The organism is Endozoicomonas sp. ALB115 (assembly GCF_049310245.1).
GTDB lineage: Bacteria > Pseudomonadota > Gammaproteobacteria > Pseudomonadales > Endozoicomonadaceae > Endozoicomonas.
On the sequence record NZ_JBLYZG010000010.1, the window covers coordinates 1 to 25,909 of the forward strand.

17 protein-coding genes are annotated in these 25,909 nt (G+C 48.5%); 8 read left to right on the forward strand and 9 right to left on the reverse strand.

Features of this window, described 5'->3' with window-relative positions; all coding sequences use genetic code 11:
• Positions 1 to 224 precede the first annotated feature (224 nt).
• The 4 genes from ACO6VE_RS06615 to ugpC all read left to right on the forward strand — a co-directional run bounded on the left by ACO6VE_RS06615 (position 225) and on the right by ugpC (position 4,466).
• Entirely contained in the window at positions 225 to 1,529 is a 1,305-nt protein-coding gene (locus ACO6VE_RS06615) for an extracellular solute-binding protein (protein ID WP_422460431.1), read from the forward strand.
• Between the two features lie 97 nt (positions 1,530 to 1,626).
• Positions 1,627 to 2,505 carry an ABC transporter permease subunit gene (locus ACO6VE_RS06620; protein ID WP_353620172.1) on the forward strand — a complete coding sequence of 293 codons (879 nt, stop codon included), beginning with the start codon at positions 1,627 to 1,629 and terminating at the stop codon, positions 2,503 to 2,505.
• Complete coding sequence (ugpE, locus tag ACO6VE_RS06625) at positions 2,505 to 3,353, forward strand: sn-glycerol-3-phosphate ABC transporter permease UgpE (protein WP_422460434.1); 849 nt, start codon at positions 2,505 to 2,507, stop codon at positions 3,351 to 3,353. The genes ACO6VE_RS06620 and ugpE overlap by 1 nt, the downstream gene beginning before the upstream one ends.
• A gap of 12 nt (positions 3,354 to 3,365) precedes the next feature.
• Complete coding sequence (gene ugpC / locus ACO6VE_RS06630; protein ID WP_422460436.1) at positions 3,366 to 4,466, forward strand: sn-glycerol-3-phosphate ABC transporter ATP-binding protein UgpC; 1,101 nt, start codon at positions 3,366 to 3,368, stop codon at positions 4,464 to 4,466.
• Between the two features lie 157 nt (positions 4,467 to 4,623).
• Here ugpC and ACO6VE_RS06635 read toward each other — a convergent pair whose 3' ends face one another.
• Positions 4,624 to 6,528, reverse strand: coding sequence for a DUF4105 domain-containing protein (locus ACO6VE_RS06635; protein WP_422460438.1), 1,905 nt, complete (start codon positions 6,526 to 6,528; stop codon positions 4,624 to 4,626).
• Between the two features lie 69 nt (positions 6,529 to 6,597).
• Positions 6,598 to 7,101 carry a DUF3015 family protein gene (locus ACO6VE_RS06640; RefSeq protein ID WP_422447325.1) on the reverse strand — a complete coding sequence of 168 codons (504 nt, stop codon included), beginning with the start codon at positions 7,099 to 7,101 and terminating at the stop codon, positions 6,598 to 6,600.
• Positions 7,102 to 7,539: 438 nt separating this feature from the next.
• Between ACO6VE_RS06640 and ACO6VE_RS06645 the strand changes: the two genes are divergently transcribed.
• The 3 genes from ACO6VE_RS06645 to ACO6VE_RS06655 all read left to right on the forward strand — a co-directional run bounded on the left by ACO6VE_RS06645 (position 7,540) and on the right by ACO6VE_RS06655 (position 9,921).
• The gene (locus tag ACO6VE_RS06645) at positions 7,540 to 8,568 is read left to right on the forward strand and encodes a metallophosphoesterase (RefSeq protein ID WP_422447323.1); all 1,029 of its coding nucleotides are present in this window, start codon (positions 7,540 to 7,542) and stop codon (positions 8,566 to 8,568) included.
• A gap of 275 nt (positions 8,569 to 8,843) precedes the next feature.
• The gene (locus ACO6VE_RS06650; protein ID WP_422460440.1) at positions 8,844 to 9,050 is read left to right on the forward strand and encodes a hypothetical protein; all 207 of its coding nucleotides are present in this window, start codon (positions 8,844 to 8,846) and stop codon (positions 9,048 to 9,050) included.
• Positions 9,051 to 9,342: 292 nt separating this feature from the next.
• Positions 9,343 to 9,921, forward strand: a complete 579-nt coding sequence (locus tag ACO6VE_RS06655) for a hypothetical protein (protein ID WP_422460442.1) — start codon at positions 9,343 to 9,345, stop codon at positions 9,919 to 9,921.
• Positions 9,922 to 10,142: 221 nt separating this feature from the next.
• On the opposite strand, the gene ACO6VE_RS06660 is transcribed toward ACO6VE_RS06655, so the two are convergent.
• The 4 genes from ACO6VE_RS06660 to ACO6VE_RS06675 are packed head-to-tail and all read right to left on the reverse strand — an operon-like array spanning position 10,143 to position 18,000.
• Complete coding sequence (locus ACO6VE_RS06660) at positions 10,143 to 11,189, reverse strand: Wadjet anti-phage system protein JetD domain-containing protein (protein ID WP_422447317.1); 1,047 nt, start codon at positions 11,187 to 11,189, stop codon at positions 10,143 to 10,145.
• A 6-nt stretch (positions 11,190 to 11,195) separates the two neighbouring features.
• Positions 11,196 to 15,632, reverse strand: a complete 4,437-nt coding sequence (locus ACO6VE_RS06665; protein ID WP_422460444.1) for a hypothetical protein — start codon at positions 15,630 to 15,632, stop codon at positions 11,196 to 11,198.
• Positions 15,633 to 15,634: 2 nt separating this feature from the next.
• Entirely contained in the window at positions 15,635 to 16,528 is an 894-nt protein-coding gene (locus ACO6VE_RS06670; RefSeq protein WP_422460446.1) for a hypothetical protein, read from the reverse strand.
• Between the two features lie 2 nt (positions 16,529 to 16,530).
• A complete protein-coding gene (locus tag ACO6VE_RS06675) occupies positions 16,531 to 18,000 on the reverse strand; it encodes a hypothetical protein (protein ID WP_422460448.1) in 1,470 nt (489 codons plus the stop codon).
• A gap of 183 nt (positions 18,001 to 18,183) precedes the next feature.
• Between ACO6VE_RS06675 and ACO6VE_RS06680 the strand changes: the two genes are divergently transcribed.
• Complete coding sequence (locus tag ACO6VE_RS06680) at positions 18,184 to 19,077, forward strand: WYL domain-containing protein (protein ID WP_422447309.1); 894 nt, start codon at positions 18,184 to 18,186, stop codon at positions 19,075 to 19,077.
• A gap of 462 nt (positions 19,078 to 19,539) precedes the next feature.
• Here ACO6VE_RS06680 and ACO6VE_RS06685 read toward each other — a convergent pair whose 3' ends face one another.
• The 3 genes from ACO6VE_RS06685 to ACO6VE_RS06695 all read right to left on the reverse strand — a co-directional run bounded on the left by ACO6VE_RS06685 (position 19,540) and on the right by ACO6VE_RS06695 (position 25,811).
• A complete protein-coding gene (locus ACO6VE_RS06685; protein ID WP_422460450.1) occupies positions 19,540 to 21,282 on the reverse strand; it encodes a hypothetical protein in 1,743 nt (580 codons plus the stop codon).
• A 16-nt stretch (positions 21,283 to 21,298) separates the two neighbouring features.
• Positions 21,299 to 24,415, reverse strand: a complete 3,117-nt coding sequence (locus ACO6VE_RS06690) for an SNF2-related protein (RefSeq protein ID WP_422460452.1) — start codon at positions 24,413 to 24,415, stop codon at positions 21,299 to 21,301.
• 148 nt (positions 24,416 to 24,563) lie between these two features.
• Positions 24,564 to 25,811 carry a PcfJ domain-containing protein gene (locus tag ACO6VE_RS06695; protein ID WP_422460454.1) on the reverse strand — a complete coding sequence of 416 codons (1,248 nt, stop codon included), beginning with the start codon at positions 25,809 to 25,811 and terminating at the stop codon, positions 24,564 to 24,566.
• Positions 25,812 to 25,909 lie beyond the last annotated feature (98 nt).

Consider the following 25,909-nt stretch of genomic DNA (forward strand, 5'->3'; position numbering starts at 1 on the left):
TGTCTGCAAATAAAAACATACCTGAAATCAGCCGCTGGTGCTTTTTTTTTCAAATTTGTTGATTTCTACCCACAGTTATCCCTGAAGAGCCAAAGTTTTAACCTGAATCAAACAAACGTCCATTAGAAACCGGCAAGTCGAGTTTCAGATTTTAACAAAACTGTCATTTTGAATTCTTAGGATGTGTTCTGTTGACTAATAAAATCAGAAATGGATTGTTATAAATGAATATCAGAAAATTGATCGTGTTTGCTGGCTTGAGTGTCTCCTCTTTTGCGGCATCAATTGCACAGGGTGCAACCGAATTAACCCTGTGGCATGCCATGGGTGGAAGAAATGGTGAAGTGGTTGAAATATTAGTAGACCGCTTTAACCAGAGTCAGGATGAATACAGGCTGACAGCGGTAAACAAAGGCGGTTATGAAGACACGATGACTGCCGGTATTGCAGCTTTCAGAGCGAGAAAAGCGCCACATATCATTCAGGTTTTTGATGCCGGTGCTGCAACTGTTATCAATGCGAAGGGTGCCGTCTATCCAGTGCAGGATCTGCTGGAAGATAATGGCATTGCCTTTGATAGCAACGATTATATCCCCGGTGTTCGACACTTTTATGCAGACTCTGCTGGCAAAATGATCGGAATGCCCTTCAACAGTTCCACACCTCTTCTTTATTTCAACAAAGAAGCCCTTGCCAAAGCCGGTGTAACTCCACCCAAAACCTGGGAAGAGTTTGAGCAGGCAGCGCCCAAACTGAAAGCCGCTGGTTATCTGGCATTGGCTCAGTCTCACAGCCCATGGATCTTTTCCGAGAACTTCCATTCCCGCCATAACCTGCCCATGGCAACTGGCAACAACGGTTACGACAGCACTGATGTAAAAATTCTCTATAACAACGATGCCCTGAAAATGCACTGGGGCAAAGTCAAAGAGTGGATGGATGATGGCTACTATGGCTATTACGGCAGAGCCTGGGGCGATAATCAGGATGCCTTTACCAAAGGTCAGGTGGCAATGTGGCTGGGCTCATCCGGTTCTTTCGGAAACTTGCAAAAGACGGCTGACTTTGAATTTGGCACAACCTATCTGCCTTACTGGAGCAGCCTGATTGAAGAGCCCAAAAGCACCTTTATTGGTGGTGCAGCACTGTTCAGTTTTACCGGGCACAATGCGGATGAATACAAGGGCATTGCTGAATTCTACAAGTTCCTGACACAGGCAGAGACTCAGTTGTTATGGCACAAGGAAACTGGCTATGTGGCCATCACCAACGATGCCTATACACTGGCCAAAGAGAGTGGCTATTACCAGGAAGCACCGGATGCTGAGGTTGGTATGCTGCAGTTGAGCCTTGCTGGTGGCGAGTGGACCAAAGGCTATCGTCTGGGCTACTACGTTCAGATTCGTGAAAGCCTCTACAAGAATTATGAAAAGATTCTCTCCGGACAGACCAGTGTGGACGATGCCTTCAATTCTATTGAGCGTGAATCTAACAAACTGCTGTCCCGCTTTAACGACACTTATAACTAAGTGGTTAATTGTCCATTTATTACCACAGTTACTCAGTGGCTGCGGTGCTTCTTATCACAGGTAACATTTTTCGAGTTATAGCGGGTTATAAATTGTTGTGCAGAAAAATCAGTTTCAACACAGTGCACTGCCGTATTTCTTGATATTGCCCCAGGTACTCATCATCCTGGTGTTTTTTCTCTGGCCATCTGGCCAGGCTATTCAGCAGTCGTTTTATATGGAAGATGCCTTCGGGCTTTCCAGCGAATTTGTCGGGTTGCGAAATTTTACTGATGTCCTGGAAGATCCGGAGTATGTCAGCACGGTGTTGTTTACCCTGTTTTTTTCAGCGCTGGTTACCTTTTTTTCTCTATCACTGGCATTACTACTGGCGGTTCAGGTAAATGAAGTGTTGACCGGTGCCGGGGTTTATAAAACCTTTCTGATGTGGGCCTATGCCATTGCGCCTCCAGCGGCTGGCCTGGTTGGCAGTTTATTGTTCAGCCCTTTGATGGGGGATCTTTACAATGGTATCAACGCACTGGGCTTTGACTTTAACCATACCCGGGATGGAAGTGATGCGATCTTCGTTGTCGTTTTGATTTCTGTATGGAAGCAGTTAAGCATCAACTTTATTTTCTTCTTATCCGGTTTGCAGGGGATACCTGCTTCTGTTCAGGAAGCTGCAAGAATTGATTGCCCGGGTTCTATTAAACGATTCTGGACAGTTACCTTTCCACTTCTGGCTCCAACCACGTTCTTCCTTTTGGTTATCAATACGACTTATGCCTTCTTCGAAACTTTTGGCGTGATCGATCTGACCACCCGTGGCGGACCCGCAGGCTCAACTACGACGTTGGTGTACAAGATTTATCAGGATGGTTTTCTTGGAGCTGATTTGGGCGGTAGCGCCGCGCAGTCGGTTATTCTGATGCTGTTTGTTATTTGCCTGACGATTATCCAGTTCCGTTATGTTGATAAAAAGGTGCATTACTGATGAGTAAACCATGGACTCGCACCGTCATACGTCACGGTATTTTAATAATGGGCACCTTGATTATGGTGTTGCCTTTATGGATTGCGCTCATGTCATCCACCCATACGCCGGAGACATTGTTTAAGGAAGGGCTGCAATTTTTTCCCGGAGGATATGGATGGGAAACGTACAAGGCCATTCTTGGCGGTAATGATGATTTATCAACACCCGCCTGGCGTATGTTGTTGAACAGCCTTGTGCTGGGTCTGGGCTTTGCTATTGGCAAGATCATTATCTCCACCATTGCTGCCTATGCCCTGGTTTATTTTCGGTTTCCCCTGGCAACACCGTTGTTCTGGATGATTTTTGCAACACTGCTGCTACCTCTGGAGGTCAGGATTATTCCTTCCTATGAAGTGGTCGCCCAGCTGGAGCTGCTCAATAGCTATGCCGGATTGATTGTTCCCTTGATCGCATCAGCGACGGGCACTTTTTTCTTCCGGCAGTTCTATCGCTCAGTACCAGGTGAATTAATGGAAGCTGCCCGTATGGATGGTGCCGGGCCGGCACGGTTCTTTATCGATATTCTTCTACCTTTGTCGTCCACCATGCTGGCTGCAATTTTCATCATCATGTTTGTGGTTGGTTGGAACCAGTATCTCTGGCCATTACTGATGACAACAGATACTGACTACTACACGGTCGTCATTGGCATACGACAGATGTTTCAAACCATCAACGAAGGTGGTGACTTACCTCAGTTTAATATCGCCTTTGGCTTAACCATTCTGGCGACAATTCCCCCGGTGCTGGTTGTGGTGATCTTCCAGCGAATGTTTATCAAGGGGTTGGTGGAAACCGAAAAATAACAGGATATCAATATGTCTCGAGTGGTAATAGACGGCCTTGAAAAGACCTATGCCAATGGTGTTGAAGCCGTAAAAAACATCAGCATCGATATTGCTGATGGCGAGCTGGTGGTTGTCGTTGGCCCGTCCGGTTGTGGTAAATCAACGCTTCTGCGAATGATTGCTGGCCTGGAATCCATCACCAGTGGCGACTTGTGGATAAAAGATCAGCGGGTGAATGACAGGGAGCCGGCGTGCAGGGATATTGCCATGGTGTTTCAGAACTATGCGCTCTACCCACATATGACGGTGTTTGACAACATGGCATACGGCCTGAAAAATCGAAAGCTGGCAAAGGCTGAGATTGACAAGCGGGTTAAAGAGGCTGCAAAAACGCTTGAGCTTTCTCAACTGCTGGATCGGAAACCAGGCCAGCTCTCAGGTGGACAACGTCAGCGTGTGGCCATGGGGCGCGCAATTGTGCGTAAGCCTGAGGTCTTTCTCTTTGATGAACCTTTATCCAATCTGGATGCAAGGCTGAGAGGCCAGATGCGACTTGAGATCAAGAAGTTGCAGCGTCGGCTTAAAACAACTGCCATCTATGTGACCCATGATCAGATCGAAGCCATGACGTTAGCCGACCGATTGATTATTATGAACAATGGCATACCCGAACAGATTGGTACACCGGACGAACTCTATAGTAATCCGTCGTCGCTTTTTGTCGCCGGCTTTCTTGGCTCTCCCTCGATTAATTTGTTGAAAGCAACTCAGTTAGCTGACGGAATTGCATTGGGACATAGCAAAATTGCCACACTGTCGGGCAAACTTGATGGTGACTCGGCTATTTTGGGCATCCGTGCTGAGGATTTACAGCTGTGCTCAAAAGAGTATGCGGACCTGGTACTGTCTGTGGAACTTGTTGAGCGGTTAGGCTCTGAGTTACTGGCGGTCGGTGTTGTAAAAGGCTCTAACGAGAGGCTTAGTGTTCGCCTTGATAAATCTGCCCAGATTGATGAAGGGCATGAGTTACCACTGGAAATCAACCGGGATCATTGGCACTGGTTTAATGCTGACACAGGTCTGCGCAATGTGGACTGTTATCGTGAGGCCATTAGCGAAGCAGTGATTTAATGCTATTGATGATGCGGTTTTTTATCCTCTGCAGGGATGATATAAAAACCGCTATTTATAAAGGAGTACGCCATTTACCTGCCTTACAAACGAAGAAAGGTGAAGTTCTGAATATCGGCAGCGGTTGTCTTGAGCCCGCTCTTTCTGTTAGCTGTCACTACCAGTAATGTCCAAAAAGCAGGGTAACTTCATCACTTTCGTCATGTTCATAGGAAAACCTTAACTCCCGGTTTTTGCTGATCTGATATCGGGTATCAAAGCGGAAGCTGTTGAGGTCTGATCCGGAGCCATCAATTTGCTTCTTAAGCTGGTATTCAAAAAGCGCATTTATCCGTTCAGAGATGTTGGCCACGGCATTGACAGTGATGCGGCCTTCCAGATTTCCGGCCCCTTGTTTGTTGTCTCTAACGGAGGCACCAACAAATCCGGAGAGAGCCAGGTGATCGGTAGCCATTGCCGTGTATCCCCTGTCGCCCTCTAGCTGAAGTGTCAGGCAGGTTGCTGAACAGTCGGGTCGGGCAGGCTGTAAACCCGCTTTTAGTCTCCACGAATCATACCCATCACCGGGAAGCCCGGTCGCTTCTGTTGCGAGGCTCTGAATACTGACAAAGTCCACACCATCCACAATGACTTTGTCGTCAAACATGGACAGTTCAACCTGGCCCATAATCAGCTCACCAAACTCAGCATGTTCTGCCCCTCCATCCAGACTGTCATAATAGGCAGGACGAATATTCACCGTCATACCACCGCCAAGCTCGTCATCGTAACGCAGCCCAAGTTGAATAAGGCCTGGGTCGCGCCCTTCATCGGGCGAGACAGGCTTTTCATAGGTGGGATTACTGCCACCGGGAGGAAGAGTGTAGCGGTGTGCCAATACATTGTGATAGGCCAGCTCAATGGCGTGTTTATCGTCCTCTGAAGCGGTCTGGCCAAGGAACTGATAATAATCAAGCAGGGTATCCAGTATTGAAAACCTGTCGTCCATGCGTTCTGACTTGAAAATATCCGTATCGAGTATGTGCGGGTTGGCAATAGCTTCTGCAACCATGCTTTTATGTCGGTCCTGAAGCGTGCGAAAACGATTATAGAGACGGAACTGCCTTGATGGCTGAAAAGTAATCGCTTTTACCAGGGGGTTGCCGTTTAATGTAGCGTTGTCCAGTTCCAGAATTTGAGATTGCGGTATCACCCAAAAATCATTATCGGGGTTGGCTTTCACTCCATCGATAATCTCAAGCAATTCCCCAAGACGAAATGAGCAATTTTTATTCAGGAAAAAGTATTGGTATTCCTTACCCATGACTTCCCATGTATGGGCGAGGACAAAATCGACCTGTTCAGGTGTTAAATCCAGTTCATACTCCCAGAGGTCACGCAGTTCCAGCTCCCCGTAATTCTGATTATGAAAATAGTATTCAGCATGGCTGAAGCCTCCTTTATATCCGCCAAACAAACCCTTGAAAATGTAACTGACCGGGTTTTCACCATCTTCTACAATGGCTCCAAAATTGACACTGGTATCCAATAGCTGAGTCCGGTCTTTGTCTTTTGAGTTCAGCTTCAGCAGGGTGTGGCCATAATAAGATGCCGGGTTACCCAGGTACCCCGAGGCAAAAATAATGCTTAATGATTTTGCATCACCGTACTCGGACCATTCAGAAAATTCAGGGCAGTGAACAGGCGTCAATGACTCATCTGTTAAACCAAGTTCCGACTTGAGCCACTGATACCTTGCAGGAAAACGACATTGTGCGTGAGAGTCAGGGTCACTGCCCACTGGCTGTGAGAATGCCTGTAGTGTTGCCAGTAGTTCAGCTTCCGGTTTGGTTCGACCATCGGGAGCCAGAAAGAATTCTTTGGTCTGAATTGCACTTTCAACTTCTGCACCCAATAAGCCGGATGGCTCATAGACCAGCAATTTTTTCCATGTATCGGTTTTTGATAGCTTTTGGATGGTAGCAAGATGGATATAAGGATTAACAGAGGAGGTGTCAGGCACAACAGCAAAAGAAGACAGCGATAAAAGCAACAGACAAAGAGAGAAGATAGGTTTAGTCACTGCTTACAGGTCTTATGGTTTGGCTGAGATATGGACTGGCGCTGTCTGCAGACAACGCCAAACATCAGTTCAGGCGGAGCAGCTATCCGCTACACTGGCAACACCTGCATCCATCGCCTGATAATATTGAGTGGCTTTTTCCACATCAGAAAGGGTTGAATAGCTGGCAGCTGTCACGTTACCCACCATGTCTTTGCGGATAGACTGAACAATCGTCGGGTGAGCCGATGCCTGACACCCCCGCACAGTCAACATTGCGGTCAAATGCTCACCTTGCCCAAGTGCGGTTTCTTCGGCCAGATTGTCGTAATTATCAATAATGAATTGTGCCGTTTTTACTTTGCTGCCATTACATGTTTCAGGGCTCATGGTTGCAGAAGTAACAGCCGTTGATCCAATATCCCAGATGACATTTGAGGTTACCGCAGCCCACACAGGACCTTCGGAAAACAGAGCGGCTCCAATACCACAGTCTGAATATGGGTTAGGACCGGATCCAACCGGCTTGTCGGCAGCGCTTACAGATGTGGCTACGCACAGGAGTGCAGAGGCAATGACTGGAAATTTTAACATTGATAAGCTTCCCTGATGATCATTCTGATTTGAGTCAAACTCTCGCATACGCTGTCCGTATGGCATATACAAGAGCTTAGTATGTAACAATACTTATCAGATCATAGAAATACAATGCAATCTTTCAGGTATTTGGTGGTTTAAATAAATTTAACGACAGAATTCGCCAACCTGAATATCATCGCAAACCTAACAATGAAACCATCAGGGTAGTGAAAGTTTAATGCCTATCTCAAGTACAAGTGCTGATACCGCACTGTCTATTCTGGCTGTTATTTTCTTTGTTATCATGTTAACCGGGTTTGCCATTAATACTGGCAGTCAATATTTACACAACAACTGTTAGATAACTATTGAGAAGGCGACTACTCTGTTGACATTATCTGCGTTTGGCTGCTTTCTAGCATTGAAAATTCACCACTCTCCGAGGGTTATCGGTTGTTTAAGCTGTTTTTGTCCAGCGTGCTGCTATTTTTTGGCATCTTGCCACTAGCCTATATCAGAAAGAACCTCATTATTGAAAACGAGTTGTATGGCCTGTTTTTTGGTAATTATGTCTATCTTGCACACTACTTGCTGCTTACTGTACTGATACTGCTGATCGTTCATTATCTGATAAAGCCTGTGCCGGTCTATCTTCGAAAATGGATTATTGCCGCTTCGCTATGCACAGTGACTGTCATTGGTTATATCAGCTATCGTTATACCGATGTCGTTCATACCCAAATCACTGTTAACAAAATCGCTGATAGAGAACAGCTGCGTATCGCCTTTATAAGCGACCTCCATCTTATGCCAACGTCCAACAAACAGCTGTTTGTGGATATGGTAGCGAAGGTTAACGCTGAAAATCCCGACATCATTATGTTTGGTGGCGATATTTTTCAGGACAGCCATACCAACGTTAATGAGGGATACAAAAAAGTTTTTGCTGAATTAACAGCAAAACATGGTGTCTATTCGATTCTTGGTAATCATGAATACTACGGTAACGATGTGGATGGTAATGTTGCCTTTATCAAGAATTCAGGAATTGAGATTCTGCACGATGAGGTACTCACTATTGATGGCATTCGCTTAATTGGCCGCGATGACATCGGTAATAAGTTTGCCGTTACCAATCGGATGAGTCTGAAAGAAATTTATGAGCGCGACAATGTTCAAGCCAGTGATCCGATCATTGTCTTTGACCATAATCCCGTCTCTATACCAGAAAGTATTGAGAACAAGGCCGATCTACAGGTTTCCGGTCACACTCATGCTGGCCAGTTTTTCCCTTATAATCTGATCTTGCGTCGAATGTACCCGAACGTCGTTGGCCATAAAGTTATCGACGGGCTGCACACTATCGTCACCGCTGGTGTTGGCGTGGGTTGGTGGAAAATCGTTGGGCCATGGCAAATGCCCTACCGATTTGGCACCAGAGGCCAAATTAATATTATTGATGTGAGCTTCGCAGCACTCTAAACAAGGCAGTTGAAATAAAAAGCAACGAGCGCAACAAGCCCTGCCAGACTTGTCCTGTGCAGGTCTTTTGGTCGCAATAATACAGTCATTTGCCCGTTTCCAGGGTGGTGTATTGTATTTAGGACTGGCATAAAGGCAGCTTGAGCCTTGAATCATAACAACGAATGTTGCGCTCGTTGCGGTTTTAATCAAGAGTGAATAACCTGGGGGCTTGTTGCAGTTAACAAAAACCTATCTTAGTTACTTGAACCTATTCACAATGAGTAAGTTCTGTTGTGAATGATCGATACTCCATCTCTCAGGCCGCTGACCATTTAGGGGTATCCCCTTCTCGCTGGGAGGCTTGTGGAAAACTCGTGCCTGAGCCTACTGTCGGCGGTCAACGACCTTACAGCGCCAGTCTGTTAATGACGAAACAGTCTCCACAGGCACAGCGCAAAACGGTGGGTTTCCAGTCATACCAGAAAGAAAAAGACCTGTAGTGGCAGCAGGAAGTGCTTTCGTTCTATTGCGCCTCTAAAGGCTGGCAGTACGAGATCATCAGTGATCTTGGCAGTCACAAAAACCAGCAGCTGATGGAGAAATTGAGCAAATTTGTAGAGGAAACCGGGTAGCCATGAGCGAAATAGACTCGTTTCTGACTGACAGCCTGTCACTGACCTTCCAGACCCGCCTGAACGTCTCCGCTGCCCAGAAGCCGCCCTGTCCGCTATCGCCGGGCTGATGTCGTCCATCGAACGTGGGTTATATGCACAGTGCCGTAAGGGACAATCATTGGCTTCCCTGAAAAACAAGACCATTGCCCGCTACCGGATTCCTGCCCGGTACTTTAATGCAGCGAAATCCAGCATTGAGGGTAAGATTCGCTCAGTCATATCCAACCTGGCAAACACTGAAGACAGTTACCAGCGTCGCATCTGGTCAAAGCATCGGCACATAGAGAAACAGACAAAGACACTGAACAAAGAAGAAAATCCTCAAAAGCGCGCTCAACTGCGCTTTGGCCAGCACCAGTCTAAACGACGTCTGTCAACCTTAAAGGCTCGCCTGCTTCGTATACGGCAGAGGTTGGAAAGCAATGACCCGGCTATCTGCTTTGGCTCCAAAGTCCTGTTTAAAAAACAGTTCCACCTGGAGAAAAACGGCTATTTTGGCCATAGCGAGTGGCAACAGGACTGGCAGGAAGCTTGGCTTAAAATCGGGCTTTGGCGTAGCCGCTCACCGCTCAAGAATCTTAAAGACTCTATAGGAACGGAATCTCATAGCAATTCTCCAGCAACCTATGAAGTAAGTCCCTTGTTGATATGCCTTGGGCGGATTACTACTTCACATCAGGGCTGTAGAGCTAATTAAGGAGCTGTCCTGAAATAATTTCCACATTTCTGGGTTTCAAAACTACGTTCGTCCTGAGTGCTGAGCTTGTCGAAGTATCGAAGGGCGTGAACTCCGGCCTCATGTATTGTGCCAATCACCCTTCGATACTTCGACAAGCTCAGCACTCAGGATGAACGGAGATCGAGTTCAAAATGTGGAAATTATTTCGGGACAATTCCTAAGATTGTTACCTGGCCACTTCAGATGTCAGCCACACCTTCTTGTGGTAGTCGTTGGTGGCCTGCTATCAACGCCTTCATTTCGCGGATAACAAAACGCGGCATCCAGTCGCATAGCGCCTCAAAATCAAATCGCTCGTTGTTTGCATTGCCCTCGGGCGTCATTAAACGATTGAGGATCAGCGCATGGTAAAGCGATTCATCCAACTGTAGAGATATGCCGTAATCATCAAGTAACTTGCAATGCAGTTGGTGGGCGATTTTCAAACCGGCCACATCCAAGTCACCAAAATAGAGCAATTGCGTCACTTGCTCCGACTCAAGCAGCTGAGATACACGCTCCGCCTGACCTGATACCTTGTTACCGGCACCATAAACAACCAGGGACCATCGTGTTTTGTCACGATTAATTTGGCACAGCCTGTAATACACGTCAGAGTTCTCAACGATCACAGCCGGAAGGTCGGGACGGCCTGATGTTTCATACGGCAGCGGCGGCGCACGACGGATAGCACCCATGTCAGCCAGTGTCAGCAGGACATGCTTCCAGCCATTGGCAGGCATGGAGTCCAACGTTTTTTCATCGCTAAAGATCAATAGCGAGCGCTCACGGTGCCCAAGCGTACCCGGGAATAGTGGCTTATCCCGTTCAGTTTGGCGAAACAGGTATGCATTCAGCCGCTGCAGACGCTCCTTTACCTGCACTGTTACTGGGCCGGTAATTCGTCCTGCCAGCCAGGGATGCCACGCGATCTCTTGCGCTGTCTTTACGGGGGCGCTGATACCGTTGTACACAAATGCACTGGGCAGACGTAGGCCCCGCCAATAGGGTTGCCACTTAGCTTCGTTTTTGGGCTGAGCTCGCCAATCACCCGCAATCAGCTCTTTAATCGCCTGACGCAGCAAATCAGGGATGTCATGGCTTCGTGATTCCTGCTGATGGGTACGTAGCACCTCTTCTAGTACTGCCTGGGCTTTCACAGTGCGGGCGCTTTTGCCAGCCATACGGCGGTGTTTATGGGCGGTCGACTCCAACCGGGAGAGCCACGTCGTTACAACATTCATCATAGCCCCCTACAAGACCGGCTCAGGCTGAGGTTTAGCGGCCAACGAGGCAGCCCATAAAGCTTGGCGGCTATTGTCAATAGTAACCAGATCCCGCCTTTTCAGCTTCTGTGTCTTATTCAGAAAAAGATGGTTATCAAACATCGACTGGGCGTTTTCATCAGAAATGCCAGTCAGATAAATGAGCTGAATGTTGTAGGCCCGGGCCATCTGAGTTTGAATGCGCAACAGGTCATCGGCATTCGACTTGCCAAGCGGGTTATCCGCCAGCAAGAAGCCTGCGCCTGAAATTCCAGTGTCATACTCACGTACTTTGCCTACCGTCACAAAGAGCAGGAAGGCCGAGGTGAGGAGCTGGCCTCCTGAGCCTTCAAGCTGAGTGATATGAGTCCACTTCGGGCGGCTAGCGTTGGTCTTCAACATGCGCACATCCAGATCCCCTTCGCTCAATACCGACTGAACCAGGTCAGCTGTAAGTACGTCTCGGTTGGGGGAGCGGGGTACTTGCCCCTTGGCGATCCAGTGCTGCAGGCGGGCGCTAGCAAAACTTTCGAGGTCTGCAGGAAGATCATTCAGCCGGTCCGTCATCTTCAGAATAGCGCGGCCAGGCAACACAGGGCAGTTGTCCGGTATTCTAACCGACTTGGCGCGCTTCAGAAGCTTGATGGCTCGATCCAGATGAGAAGTCAGTTGCTTAACGGTCAGCTTAATCGAGCGCTGGAACTGCTCCAGACTGTCCTTCACCGCCTCATACACCTCTGCTATCCCAGTGTCTACACGCTCCAAATCGCCCAGCACCTCTCGCCAGGTGGCGATGGACTCCAACCGGTGCAGGTATTCCTGACTGGCCCGATCATCTGGGTTCTTGGCGGATTCTTCCATAATCCGATTGCGATAGTGCCCCCAAACGATGCCTACTTGCGTTTCTTGCACCTTCAGCGTCTTTTCCAACTGCGCATACCTTTGGCTCTCAGTGCGCAGTGCATCCACATACTCGGCTATATCCAGAATCTTGACGGGCAGACCTGCCGCAGGTGTCGGTGTGTAAGACTGAATCATCGCCTGAGCGTTATCGGCCTTGTGAAGTTGCTCTTTCACAGCCTCTATATCTTTGGAAAGGAGCTTCTGCCGTTCCGCCAGGTGATTAATTCGCTCCTTCGCTTCCCTTAGGGCTGCATTGGTATCAGAAAGGGTTGTTTTTATCGTCTCAACCTCAGTGGGCTTTTCCGTCCACACAAAACCCTCGACTAATGCCTCGCGAGTCTCTTCACATTTCTGTCTAATATTTTGCAGAGTTGCCTGCGCCGTGATTTGTCGCTTCGAGCACTCTTGCTGTTGCCTCTCAAACTGTGTGATCCGGTCATTGATCAGCGCGAGAGCACTGCTGGCCGCAGCTTGAACATCACCCAAGTGCGTGCGGTAGGCGGAGTGAGTGGATAATTGATCATGCGCATCGTTCTGTGCCTGCTCGGCTTTTTCCCGCTGGTGCTTAAGTTCCGTGACCTTATCACCTTGGGCCGCCTCAAGTAGCTGCTTCTGTGCCTGAACGGCAGCGTCATGTGCATCTTGCGGGTTCCGATCAGCTCCACCTTCGGTTGCCAGCACTCCTGAATAAAGGGCTTGGTTACTCAGGCTGGCCCACTGGTCAATCTGAAAGCTGAGCCGGGTTGCCTCGGATCGGTCCCTTTCTGCTGCCTGTTCGGTCTGCTTTAACTCGTCACTTTGGGTCTCAAGGGTATCCTCGCACCGCTGTTTCTGCTCATTCAACTTCGCTAGTTTTTCTATTGCTGTGTTGCGCGCAGCCCATTCCGTTACCACAAAATCATCCAGAGTGTCATGGAATTTTTGGGCCTGCTGGTGCTGTTGTTGAGCACTTTCAAAGAGTGCTTGAGCTTGACCTTTTGCATCACGCAGCTTCTGCTCATGCTGTTTCGCCTGCTCCAATTTTTCTACCATCTCCGCCAGTGCGGAGCGAGCCTGATCTAGCTGATTGACCAGGTTCGACCAGTGCTTCCCGTATTGATCATTGTGCAAGCGCCAGTCACCCTTGAATGCCTCCAGCATCATCAGGTCACGCTCTGCCTCCTCCACAAGAGTCTCTTGCGAAACGACAGCTTGTTCCAGCTCCTGAAGCCTTGCCTCGTAAGCCGCCTGGCTATAGCCGTATTTATCGGGATTAGAAAGTACCGCCTGTACTGAGTCGGGTGACCCGCCCAGGAGATCCTTCGCCTCATCGAGTCGATGAATGGCAATCGGCACTCCTTTCCATGGCAGCGTGTCGCTTAGTTCGCTGACCTGTGCGAACGTTGCGTCATCCAGCGCAACCAGACTCAGATAGCGGCCCGGATTTTGGTCGATCACCCCCGCAATACGTTCCGCATCGTCATTGAAGGCGGAGGCGAGGTATCGAGGGAAGGCCCACAGCTTTTCACGCGCAATGCCCGCCGCGTAAAACCCCTCAAGCGCCTTCTTGATCTGCTTGGTGACCATTTCATGGCCCGTCTGCTTTAGCTCATCCCGCTCGTGCTGGGCGGCCAGCAGGCGCTGCCTAGAGACCTGCAGCGTTTGAGTATCGGTTTCCAGTACCTCATCGATCCGCAATCCGCACTGCGCGCTGTGCCAGTTGGCATCTTCAAGATCAAGGGCACGCTGAGTCAGCGTGGGAAGCGTATGGTAGTTACTAGTCAGCGCCTGTGCGCTGTCCACCCCCTCCTGATGCTTTTGCTCGACCTGGGTGAGTGTGTTCTGGGCTTGACTGCGTGCAACTTCGGCTTGACTGACCACAGAATAATGCGCCTCAAGGACCTGCTCAGCCTTGTCTGCATCGATTTTGGTTTGCGCCTTATGTTCTGCGGCATCTTGTAAGAGCGATGCCAATCGGTGCTGCGCTGACGCTGGGGTTTCATCCCCCTGAATCAGGCCATCCTCGCGCAGCGAATCCCGCCGCAATTCGCCTTTACGCCGGTCCTTTCTGCACTGCTTACTCTCAGCATTCAGACCACCTAGCTTGGCCCTCAAATCGCCAATGGACTCTCCAAGAGTCTGAATTTGCGTTTCAAGCGCTGCCAGCTGTCCCGTGACTTCAGACTTCTTCTTTTGGTGACCACTTATCGCTCGCCGCAGTACACCTAATGCCTCGCCAGCCGCGCGGTCGAAGATAACCTGCAGTGGTTTTTCCGTCTCGCTTTGGAACACCTGAAGGTCATTAACCGATTGGCGGTAGCGATCTTTCGCCGTTGCATAGGTTTTGTAATCGATAGCAGCATGCGCAATCTCTAAGTGACACTGATGAGAGTCCGCTTCATCATTGAGTTTGTCGACATTACGCTGTTGTTCGTTCAATTGATGTTGAGCAAGATCATGTTCGAGAAGCACCTTGCGTTTTCTATGCAGAACACGGTCAGATGTCGCTTGATCAGCCTCTTCCTGCAGCCTTTCAGACTGTTCCTTCAGACGGGTGTGCTCTGCCTGTGTACTCTCAGCAAAGGCTGTGAGGTCTCGCATAGCCTCGCGAAATCCTTCAGCCATTTCCTGCTGCTGCGCTTCTGCAGCCTCGAGTTTATGAGCCGGTTCAAGGAACTTCCGCCAGTTAGACAACACATCTCCCAGGAAGGATTCGTTACGTCGAATCGCTTCCAGCTCCCCCTGACGATGGACCTCGTGCGTCACCAACTCGCGTAGCTGTTCAGTTGTGTCCTTGGACATACTGCACGCAAAGAAGGCACCGAGAAAATCCTGTTCGGTCTTATAGTCGATGAATTTAGTTAACCCGCCCTCTTCAGAGTTGAAGGTCACCATGGTCTTGATAAGATCAACGTTGATCTGTTGCTCCACTAGAAACTCGCGCCACTCTTTATTTACCCGAGTCTTGCGCCAGTGCATACCACCGTCACCACCTGCCTTCTGATTAAGCCAACTCTCAAAACTGTGCAAGGTGTTAGCGTAGGGGCGCAACTCACGACTACGCTCGGCGCGTGAGTATGAGGGCACCTCATCAAACGGTGCATCCAGCAGGCTGTCGGGAGCGTCGCAGATAAAGAATAATCGTTCCACCTCATTCCCATTGCGCTGATGAGCGTGCCCCAGCAGCAAGGTTTGGCCGTCCTCATTCACCATCTCCACCAGGATGACGGACAGCTCCCGATAGAAGTAATTTTTATAGTGGTATTGGCTCTTGCGGCGGTTGGCCAGGTATTGAGTGAAGTCGTTGACAGATGGCTCAAAGACAGATAGTAGCAAGGCGATGTAGGTAGACTTTCCACCCCCGTTCACCAGTTGCTGATAGGTACTGACCACTGCCTTTGTATTCTTGGCAGGGGCTCTGCGCACTGCATCATCCGGCAGTTCGGAAGCTTGGGCGAGGCCGATGTAATTCAGATTGAGGTCCTTGTAGAAAGCCTCTTCGTGACCAGCGCCATCCATATAGACCCGTTTGATCAGCCACATGATCAAACCTCCAATTTGTGTTGTGTTTCTGCGGTTTCGATAGAGGCAGGCTGTCCTCCGTCCTCTGCGGATTGAGGATGATCGACTGATGTCGTCGCCTCAGCATTGCCTGGGGCAGATGGCTGCTCCTCTGTTGCAGGATCGATATCCATCACGAAGCGCACTGTCTCTTCAATGCCTGTATGGCGCAGATAGTGTTTGAGCTTCTGGGTCGGATACCAGTCAGATTCTCCCGACAGGCTGCTGTCCTCAGCCAGAAAGCCTTCCTCCTGCAGCAACTGTATCCAGCGCATTGCCATCTCAGTTTGCGAGCGAATACTGGAGACGCGCGCCACCTTTTCGTCGTAGATACGGGGGATGCGCTCTTCCTGCACAAACCGGGCAGCAAGGAGCAGGCCATCCACCGCCCCATCTACCTCGGCCTTGCGCTGCGCAATAACCTGATCGGCTACATCGTTGAGCTTGGCCACCACCGAGGCTGCACTGGTGCCTCTGACTTGACCAGACTCAACCCGAACCGAATCAGGGTTAGGAAACATGTCCGCAAGCAACGCGATAAGCGTCAGGCCTGCAAAGAGGCGCTGCTCCTTGCGCTCTTTGCCCATCTGCTCAGTGGTCACATCGTGTAGCAGGCGCTTATTAAGCCAACCCAGGGTGGGGGCATACGGACCACGACCATTGGCGGTCAACAACACCCCATAGCTCTCGTGCATACCGAGATAGTTCAACTTCATGCCAGCCGCGATGCCACGAATAATTTCCATAAACAGGACATCACCATGGAGTTCCAGAGCCCGCTGAATCGCATCATCAGCCATTTTGTATCCCAATGAGCTCATGATCGCTTGCGTGGCGATCTCGGCGTAGCGTTTAGCGTGTTGATCTGCGTCGTACATAACTACTCCTCGAGGGTCGGTACAGGGGCTGCTGTCAGCAAGATGATGTTGTCGGCTCGCCAAAGAGCTGATTCGATAGGGGTGTCGTCCACATCTACTTCAATGGAGGAATCGTTGTTGGTCGCCAAGCTGCCGATATGAAGCAAACAGACCTGCTGCTCCTGTTCGGATAACTCACCCTCCTCGTAGGCATCAAATACGTCTGCAAAACTGACTTGGCCCTGCGCTTTCAGACGGCTGGACACCCAGCTACTGCAATGACGGATCACCGAATCGGGAATGCCTTGCAGACTGGTTTCTATCGCCTCGGGTTGTTCGGTGGGGTCCTGGATCTCGTGTGGCAACACCTGATCGAACTGATCGATGTAGAGGTTCAGCACCAATTCCAGATCAAGCAGGGTGTGGCAATCATCATATTGGCAGCGCGGGGCCAGCAGGCATGCAACTAAGTCGTCCATGCTTTGTTCAGCTGCCGTTGGAGTGTGGGCCAGCAGAGGCTTAAGTGCGGCTTTTTCAAGTGTCTCCCGGAACAGGGTATTATCCCTCGGAATGATCAGCTTTAGACGGGCCTGCTCAAAGTCCTTGTTCACATCATGCAGGCAGTCCTGATAGCTCAGCGTGAAAGTGCTGACGTCGGCGAAGATTTCCTGCGCCTTGCGCAGCTTATTGAGCTTATCGGGGTGCAGTTCTGAGCGGCCATCGGCAAGCATTTCTGTGATGGTGGCGAGTGTGCTCTGGATATGCCCAAGCACCTCCTCGGTCTTATCGAAGGAGTCGCTGAGAATTGGCCGGATGTCCTGTGCGTAGGATGCACTTAAATCACCTGCCTGGGCGGCGCGCACTTTCATTCGCATACCAATCAGGTATTGCTCAAGTTGCCGCTGGGTCGACTGGATCTGGTGCACCGCTTTGTCGATCTCGCCACGACGGATAGTCTTGAGGGTGCGCCAAGCCAGTATGGCGGCACGTTCGATTGGCGTTTCATCAAGACGAAGGGTATAAAACATCATCCCCTCATCGGTCAGTGACCAGAGGATATCGTCTGAGCCGACAACCTGGTCATGACGCACCAGTCGAACCACCTGCTCGTCAGAATGTGCACGTTCGGTAAAGTCATAGAACCGCAGACGGAAAGGATCCTTGATCGCGGCGAAAATCTTGCCGGCTACCTGCACATAGCTAGCATCATTGTGTCCAGGATACGCCTCTCGCATGTGTTCCACTAGGCACAGTTCCGCCTCTCTACGGGTCATACCCGGCTGTCGCTCACGGTCGGTGTAGTACAGCATGGCGTCAAATAGGTACATGATGGCCGCAAGGACATCAAAGTCGATTCCGTCGAACGGCTTGCGTTGTAGGGCGCTGTAAATTGAATCGAGCGTTCGTACAACGAGCAACGCATGAGACTGAATGGTCAGTTCTCGACGCGCCATCGGTTCGTTGCGAGCTTGCTCCAGAAACTCTAGCGACATAGCATTCTCCGACTGAGAAGACGCCACTATAGCACCACGCAGTAACTCAAACAAAGATACTTTGCATAATATGATCTACATGCAATATTATTTGTCCTGAAATAAGTCAAGCCATATACTGGTTCCGAGTATCGGTTAGATCTCGAATTACACTCCGTCCACCAACGCCGAACAAAAACTGGTATGCATTACTCAACGTTTCTCGGTCAGCACAAAACATCGCTCAGTCATGCGCAGTGGCTGCGCTTACGTTATATCGAGCGTCAGTTGCTTTGGGAGCGCAAGGTCACATCGCGCATGATTGCAGATGAGTTTGGCGTCTCTGCGCAGCAGGCCCGGACTGACGTACGAACCTATTTGGAGCTGGCACCTGGTAACGTGGTTGACCAAAGCGGTAGCCGCAAGGGGTATTTTCCCAGCGCCACATTTTCGCCTGTATTGCTGGGGGAGAATGACCTGGTATGGCGCGCGACGGCAGAGTTTCAACCGCCGCAAGCGGCTCATGTGCAGGAAATCCCGATTATTCATCGCGCGGTACCCAGCCGCACTTTGTCGGTTTTCCTGTCTGCGATCGAGCAGCAGGGTCAGGTGCACGCGACCTATGCGTCCATGGAGAATCCGGAAGGTACGCCTCGAAGGCTGACCCCCGCAGTCATTATCACCGTCAACGGACGACAACATGTACGCGCTTATGATTGGGGCAGTTCGGCGTACAAAGACTTTGTTCTGGCACGATTCATAGGCGTCCCGGAAATAATTACTCCTGCCGAAGCTCCGCTAATTGAAGACAAGGCATGGGATATTGCGATCCCTGTGCGCTTTATTGCCAATCCTGCGCTGAGCAAGGCGCAGCAGAGGGTGATTGAGCAGGACTACCTGCTTGAGCCCCGCGAATTCAGCATTCGCGCGCCGATGATTTTTTATTTATGCCCCGAGAACAACCTACCCAAAACCGATGGCGAGTATGCGGAGGCTACTGATCCTAATGGCCACGGACCCTCCGTTTATCCGGTTCTTGCTGTTCACGCTCAAACGGGTGAACCCATTCACAAGTATCGTTGTGCGGGTGAGCATTAGAGTGTACTTCCCACGGTTTGGTAAACACTTCTGGGTACGCTCTGAGCTTAGGAACTCAGGCCATGAACAACCGTGATAAGATTCAAACTGGTAGTAAACTGATCGGTTACAGCCTCAATGTTTATCTGGAATTTTTCAGCAGTTTTTCTACTGCCCTTTTGCGTTTGTACAAAAATGAATAACGTCGATCTACCATCATGAATGTCATCGTTAAGCGTGGCAAAGTATGACAACCTGAATTCCAATAAAAATCAAAGAGTTAATGAAAATTATCAGTTTTAAAGTTTGGCAAAAATAACCTTTAAGTGTGGCAAAAAATTTACTTTTTATTGGTAAGTTTGGCAAAAAATTAATATCGAAAACAACTCATTGTTTTTAATAAAAATTATTTTTGAGAACCTGAAATAAACAATCAATGAACAGGCAACTCTCCTGGCAGACAAAATCCACTCTGCCTGTGCCTCAAATCATATCCTTGCTTACGCTCACAATCTCAGCCCTGCGATTTAAACTACGATCCAGAGGTGGAATTTCAGCCTCAGGAATACACCGGCCAATCTCATCACGGGCATAACTCAAACCATAGGCAACTGAAAACCGATGATAATCATGATCTCTCAACCCTTTTGCCTCAAACCCTTTCGGCATATTCATCCGTAATGGCTTTAGCCTCAACGAAGAGCAGCTTTTGCCCGCATTTACCAGATCAATGAATTGCTCGTATAGCTCCATATTGCTACCACCACCGCAAAGGAAGAACGGCAGCTCTGTCCACTCTGGAGAGTCCGGATTCGATTCTCTACCATGACAAATAGTATCGTCATAAAGTTGAGTTCTATACGCCTCATAAAATTCATCATCTGGTGAGCGTTTGCCACTTACATACAGTCCTTTAATGTAAGATTTCCACGAAGCAGGAATCGCATCCACTCTATCCGTGGGAGCGTAGATTTCATCCAGATAGGGCAAAAGCTTGTCTGCATTTTTCCGTGAGCCAATGAGTGATTTCAACCAATCAACTCTTTTTCTATGCAGGTTCATAACCCCAAAAGGACAAACAGATGAACTCAAGAAGGCAAACTGATGCTCTTCAGGTTTTGTCACCGTAAAAACGGATGCATCGACGGTACCCGCACCTATATCAACCAGCATCATCATATTATGGTGAGCATCCCAACTTTCTGAGCGAATGTAACCAGCTACTTGAGCAGCGATTTCCGGGACCACATGCACCATATCAGACATGATCGGCGTATCAGACGGTTCACTCCCTTCTTCGAGACTTTTTTGTTCATTTTTTGCCCATGACAAATATCTCTGGACCAGCTCAGGAGTAATCTCACTGCTTTCATCTGCAGATAGGTTTGCCGCCGCCAACCCTACCTTATGGAAAAGGCTGACCATATTTTTATCGTCATAAGATTTCGCTGGAAGCCCAAGGTTGATACCCCAGATAATATAATCGGACTGATACAAGCTTTTATAATTTTCAAAGAGCCAGGATCTAATATAACGAAGCACTAATGAAATAAATGCCGTCGCCTTTTCCTGAGAAGAATCATCCGAAGATAGCATTAAGGCCAATTTCAGATCCCGATGAGCCTGCTCTCCTTTGTGTAAAGAGTAAATATTATCAGTTTCATACAGTCGAGTGGGTAACAGAAATTTATTAGTAGAATTGTTATTTCCAAATGGCACCAAAAATGTATTTCCAGACAAGTCTCGGACTACCGCCTTTATGCTTGATGTTCCAAAGTCCAAGCCAATAGTAATTTCATTATCATTTTCTCCATCAGCATTAATTTGCGTTGTAATACCATTAGACTGTAGGGGTTGTAGTACAAACTCTGACCGACTACTGTTAGATGAAAACTCTTCAGCTCGATTTAAAGCTTTTGGCAGACGGACTTTAACCTGTTGGGTGGCTTCAGCAGCCCTCGTATGTATTTGAGTGAAAGATGAACAATGCTTTGCTCTATTTGCAACATCTCTCTTTTCACAAGCTTTATGGTATCGCTCCAAGGCTGATGTCAGTGTTGATTTTACACGATTTTTTATAGCCAGCTTGCTCAGCCCTTTAACATCTATGTCAAGCAAATGAGCTGCGCGTGACCAGGGGATAGCAGATACTTCTCCCCTTCGGATAACGTGTTTTATCAGTTCTAACTTTTCCCTTTCCTTATTATTTGACCTTATCCAGTCCATGCTACTTCCCCATAAGCTATAAAACGTCTATCACCCCTGAGCACACATGATGAGACTCTAGAGCTAAATTTCTCTTTTTCTCTAGTTGGCTTAACCGGGTATCTCGCTGTTCCTCAAGCTTCCGGATCCGACCGAGGTTGGCAGGAATCATCTGCTGCTTTTCCGAGTCCCGATATTTGTCTATGACTTGCTGAATTGTTGCTATTTGTTTGGCGATATGACTTTTTAACGTTGAGATTTGTAAGTCAATACGATCATCATTTTCACTGGTGATTTGTAACCGATATTGGGCTTCTGCATCTTCCAATGCTCCAAGACAAAGTCCGTAGCACTCTTCAGCCACATCATTCGGAATTTCATTATTTGCACCATGCCACTCACTCCCTTCCGATGCAGTAAGTGCAACCAAAGCTTCCGCTTCTTCAGGGCTCATTATTTGAGCACCAACGGCCAATGGCATTGCTCTAAAGACAAGCTTCTCAATATCTCGCTCCCCGCTGACTGACCATCGTTGAACGACAAACTGATACTGTCCCTTTTGGACTGAAGGGATTTTTGAAGACGCGATCTGCAGGGCTACCAAGGGAAAATAATGCGTTTTACCCGCTCGGATACTGGAACTGATAAACCTGAATACCGGATGGTACTGGTTAACAATTTCTGTTCCGGCTTTAGCCAAACCGGTTTTATTTTCGAACAGATAGCGAATCTTGCTACCAGAAGCGCCTGTCAACCGGGTTTTGCCCTTCAGTCGTAAGCTGGCCAAATGGTGATCCAAATCCACTTTGGCATCTGTAGATAGCTCGATTTCAAATAAAAGAACATCATCCTGTACTTTTGAAAACTGGCATCCAGGGTAGGCTTCACTAAAGAAATCTTTAAAATAAACCCAGAGATCCTGGCTGCTCACAAAGCGATTGAGTTCCTGGGCAGCTTTTACCTGATTAAGAATATAATCACCGTGAGCGACCAGATGTGCGGCTTCCTCCTCTAGTCTTTCCTCTTGGCGACTAAGGTTGGCAATAGCCTGGGCAGTCTGGTCAATCCTCTCTTTTTCTTGCTCTTTGCTGAGGTTATGCCTTAGCAGGTCGTAGGTCATGTGAAGAATGGAGTCTCCCAGAACGGACTCCATATTCCCCAAGGCTCTTGTAAAGATATCCAGCCTTTTGAGCAGCCGACTATACACGCGGTCATCAATTGTATCTTTATAGAACAGATTCCAGATATTTATTCTGTGCTCTTTCTGACCAAGACGATCAATACGACCAATCCGTTGCTCAACCCGCATGGGATTCCAGGGCAGGTCATAATTTATTAACAGACTGGAAAACTGGAGATCAACACCTTCGCTGGCAACCTCAGAAGACAGCAGTATTTGTACTTCATCAGAAGTTCTAAAGTGCTCAATGATTTCATACTTACTTTGCTTCATGCCGCCAACCAGCCGGACAGGTTTAACGCCATCTTCACGAAGCCTCTCTTCCAGATACTCGAGAGTGCCCCTGTAATAAGAGAAAAGCACGACTTTTTTATCTGGATAATCGCTCCAATATTGACGTAAGTTTTCAATCAGTTTTATGTACTTACTGTCGTGTTTTTTGAAATCATCGAAACTACCCAAACCCAGATTATGGGTAATTTTCATCAGCTCAGAGACGAGAGGGCCGACGGTATTCGCAGTATTTGTGGTCGTGGAGATATCATCACCAACTGACTCATAAGCAAGCTCTTCCAGAGTCACCTGATCCAACTTCTTCCTCCAGGCTCTTATGGCCGCAGGCATAGAGCTGCTTAACTGCCTTTGAGGAATAGTTAACATAAAGCCTTGTGATAAATCATACTGTTCACAATATGATCTGACGCAGGCAGTTACCTCATCATAGACTCGCCGTTCCAGTGAAGACATTTCAACTTTTTCAGCAACCGGTGTTCTAACTACCCGCCATTCATGAACTTCTGATTTTCTGGTTCGGGATACAACCCGGCCCAACAAATTGATCCGTTCAAGCCGTTCCGCAATCTGGCTCCTTGTTTCAGTGGTCTTAAGTTCCTGGCTAGCAGGAAATGAATCGATTAATAACTGCAGCTGTCGGTTACTTTTCAAAAGCGGATGGCTTTGGGCATTTTGTAAGATTTGTACTGCCTCTGCTCGATTGATCTTCTGACTGAGTATGCTGTCTCGCAGTCTCAGGATTGGCTCATTAGCTTGCAGAATATCCCCAAACGCCTGCTTGTAATGGAAGCTATCTTCATCCAATAGATTTAAAAGATGGAAAAGGTCAGCACTGCTGAGCTGAATCGGAGTGGCAGAGAGCAGGACTAAATGATCAGTCACATTTCTTAATAAATGCCCCAGTGCTGCAGTCTGACTATTTGGATTCCGAAGATAGTGCGCTTCATCAACAATGACTGCATCAAAAAGGCTTTCACTGAGCGCACACGAGTCAAGAAGACTGGCCAACTTTGTCCTGTCATTGCTAATGGTTTCATCGCTATCCCATCCGCGCGGAGGCCTTAACCCCTGTGTGCTTCCAACAAGAACAAACTCATCAATTTCCCCACGGCGAAACCGGTTAAGCTTATCCAACAGCTCACCAGCGTTGCAAGTTTCAGCAGCTATACCAAAGCGAAGCGCCAACTCATCCCGCCATTTTTCCCTGAGCATTGCAGGGCAGAGTACTAACAACCTTCGGGCATCAATTCGGGCCCTTAGCTCCGTCCAAATCAGTCCAGCTTCAATAGTTTTACCAAGGCCAACTTCATCGGCAATTAAGAGGCCTCGACAGGGAGAATCCAAAAAGTTCAGTACAGGCTTAAACTGATAGGGATAAAAATCAGTATTGGTTGTATGCATGCTATAGATCAGATCAGCAAGCCTACCAGACAATCGGCTATGGGTAAGGGCTCCGCGGAGATCTTGAGCTCGACCAAAGCGAGATTTTTCCAGTAAATCAACCACATCCGGCCGATCATCACTCTCTACAATTTCGAGACTACGCTCCGGGCACCATTCATTGCTCTCAGCAAACCTCACCTGAAGCCTTAGCCGCCCACCCAGCTTCTTTTCCTTGCCTGTGAGGATGCCTACTTTACCTGGATTCTGCTTTAACCTGACTTTTTGACCTGCTTCCATGATACGTTACAACTAACTCCTGAAATCAAGATGCATAATGGATAATCTATCGTAATTCTAATTTGTTGGTAGTTTTTCAAGACAGCCTTTCAGCTTTTATTGACAAAGGGCAAAAATCACTTTTAGCCCTCATAAAAATGTACGTAAGTCAGCCACTATTTTCCTTGAATAAAGCATTACTTACGGTTACCGCATCCTTTACCCAGGCCAGAACCTTATCCTTGGCCACCACATCTGGCTGCACATTACAAATCCCTTTAATCTGGTCATAACTAATAATGCGCCCCAACCTGACCCGAACCCCAATAGTCAGTGGCTGCGGTGACTCCATGTGATAGACAAAATACTCACCATCCTGAACCTGGCGGATATAGCTGCCAACGCAGTGGTTCATTCTCTTCCCTTCATTCGACAAAGCCTGAGGCGTGAGTATTGGCTGAATATCTGCCGTACCGGGGTGAGGTGGAGAGTGAAATGGTAGCAGCTCACCATTGTCGTCGGTAAGGGCCATGCTTCTGGCTAAGTGTCCCTGATGATCCGCATTGAATACTTCTACTACCTGATTATGAATGTTTTCGACGGCCGCAAAACTCCGGGCACAGGCCAGTCTTTCCTCTATATCCGGATCGTGCCGGGACATACTGCAGGCATCCATGGCCAGTTGAATCAGTTCTTCGTATTGCCATCGACAGTCAATGGTATCCAGAGTTTTAGCCAGAGGCCTGCCGGCAACCCAAGGTAATCTCTGTACCAGTCGCATAAATGGGCGGTCAATTTTCTGTTGATGATTAAATCGCGCAACCAGTGATGGTTGACGCCAAAGCTGTCTCACCAGCTCTGCCATGCGCGGGCTATAACTCTCAACCTGCAGGCGGCGAAGAGAACGTATTGCCGATTTTGTTCCCGTTAACCCGATAGCCTCCAGTATTTGATGCTGCTTGCGATTTAATAGCTCTCGAAACTTTCCAAAAGACACCTCATGGGAATCCATATACTCTCTTGCCAACCAAACCAGTGCAGGGTTGGAAACAAGCAAGTCCTTCATTTCCTGCCACTGAAAGGCCATTTGCAATAATGAAAAGTTCCACAGGCGAAAAGGCTGTAAAGCGCGGAGTAAATGCTCTGGGACAGTCGATTGCCACTGCTTGATCGCCGGGCTGTCGGTCTCTGCCAGAAAGTTCAAGCCTGGTTCCGCAAACAATACGGGACGATGAGTTTCATCTTCCAGTTCTGACCACCACTCAATACCATTTTCCCAGCTACTCACAATCAGCTTGCAGGGGTAACCAAGGGTTTCTGTCCAGTCAATTTCCAGCCGTTGAAGTTCTTCACTCCAATAGATTTTCTGAGAGGTACTGTCTGCACTTCCCTGTTGAAGGGTACTCGTCACTGCCATTCGCGAGGCTCTCTATAAACGCAATCAGACCGAGCCAATATATCAAGGTTAAAGAGGTAGAAGCTACCAAAGCCACGCTTTCCCCGCTTAAATCACAA

Bases quoted from the DNA above. Each gene is read 5' to 3' on its own strand.
- ACO6VE_RS06615 (WP_422460431.1), top strand. From the start codon at position 225: ATGAATATCAGAAAATTGATCGTGTTTGCTGGCTTGAGTGTCTCCTCT.
- ugpE (WP_422460434.1), top strand. From the start codon at position 2,505: ATGAGTAAACCATGGACTCGCACCGTCATACGTCACGGTATTTTAATA.
- ugpC (WP_422460436.1), top strand. From the start codon at position 3,366: ATGTCTCGAGTGGTAATAGACGGCCTTGAAAAGACCTATGCCAATGGT.
- ACO6VE_RS06640 (WP_422447325.1), bottom strand. From the start codon at position 7,101: ATGTTAAAATTTCCAGTCATTGCCTCTGCACTCCTGTGCGTAGCCACA.
- ACO6VE_RS06660 (WP_422447317.1), bottom strand. From the start codon at position 11,189: ATGATGAATGTTGTAACGACGTGGCTCTCCCGGTTGGAGTCGACCGCC.
- ACO6VE_RS06665 (WP_422460444.1), bottom strand. From the start codon at position 15,632: ATGTGGCTGATCAAACGGGTCTATATGGATGGCGCTGGTCACGAAGAG.
- ACO6VE_RS06670 (WP_422460446.1), bottom strand. From the start codon at position 16,528: ATGTACGACGCAGATCAACACGCTAAACGCTACGCCGAGATCGCCACG.
- ACO6VE_RS06675 (WP_422460448.1), bottom strand. From the start codon at position 18,000: ATGTCGCTAGAGTTTCTGGAGCAAGCTCGCAACGAACCGATGGCGCGT.
- ACO6VE_RS06680 (WP_422447309.1), top strand. From the start codon at position 18,184: ATGCATTACTCAACGTTTCTCGGTCAGCACAAAACATCGCTCAGTCAT.
- ACO6VE_RS06685 (WP_422460450.1), bottom strand. From the start codon at position 21,282: ATGGACTGGATAAGGTCAAATAATAAGGAAAGGGAAAAGTTAGAACTG.
- ACO6VE_RS06690 (WP_422460452.1), bottom strand. From the start codon at position 24,415: ATGGAAGCAGGTCAAAAAGTCAGGTTAAAGCAGAATCCAGGTAAAGTA.
- ACO6VE_RS06695 (WP_422460454.1), bottom strand. From the start codon at position 25,811: ATGGCAGTGACGAGTACCCTTCAACAGGGAAGTGCAGACAGTACCTCT.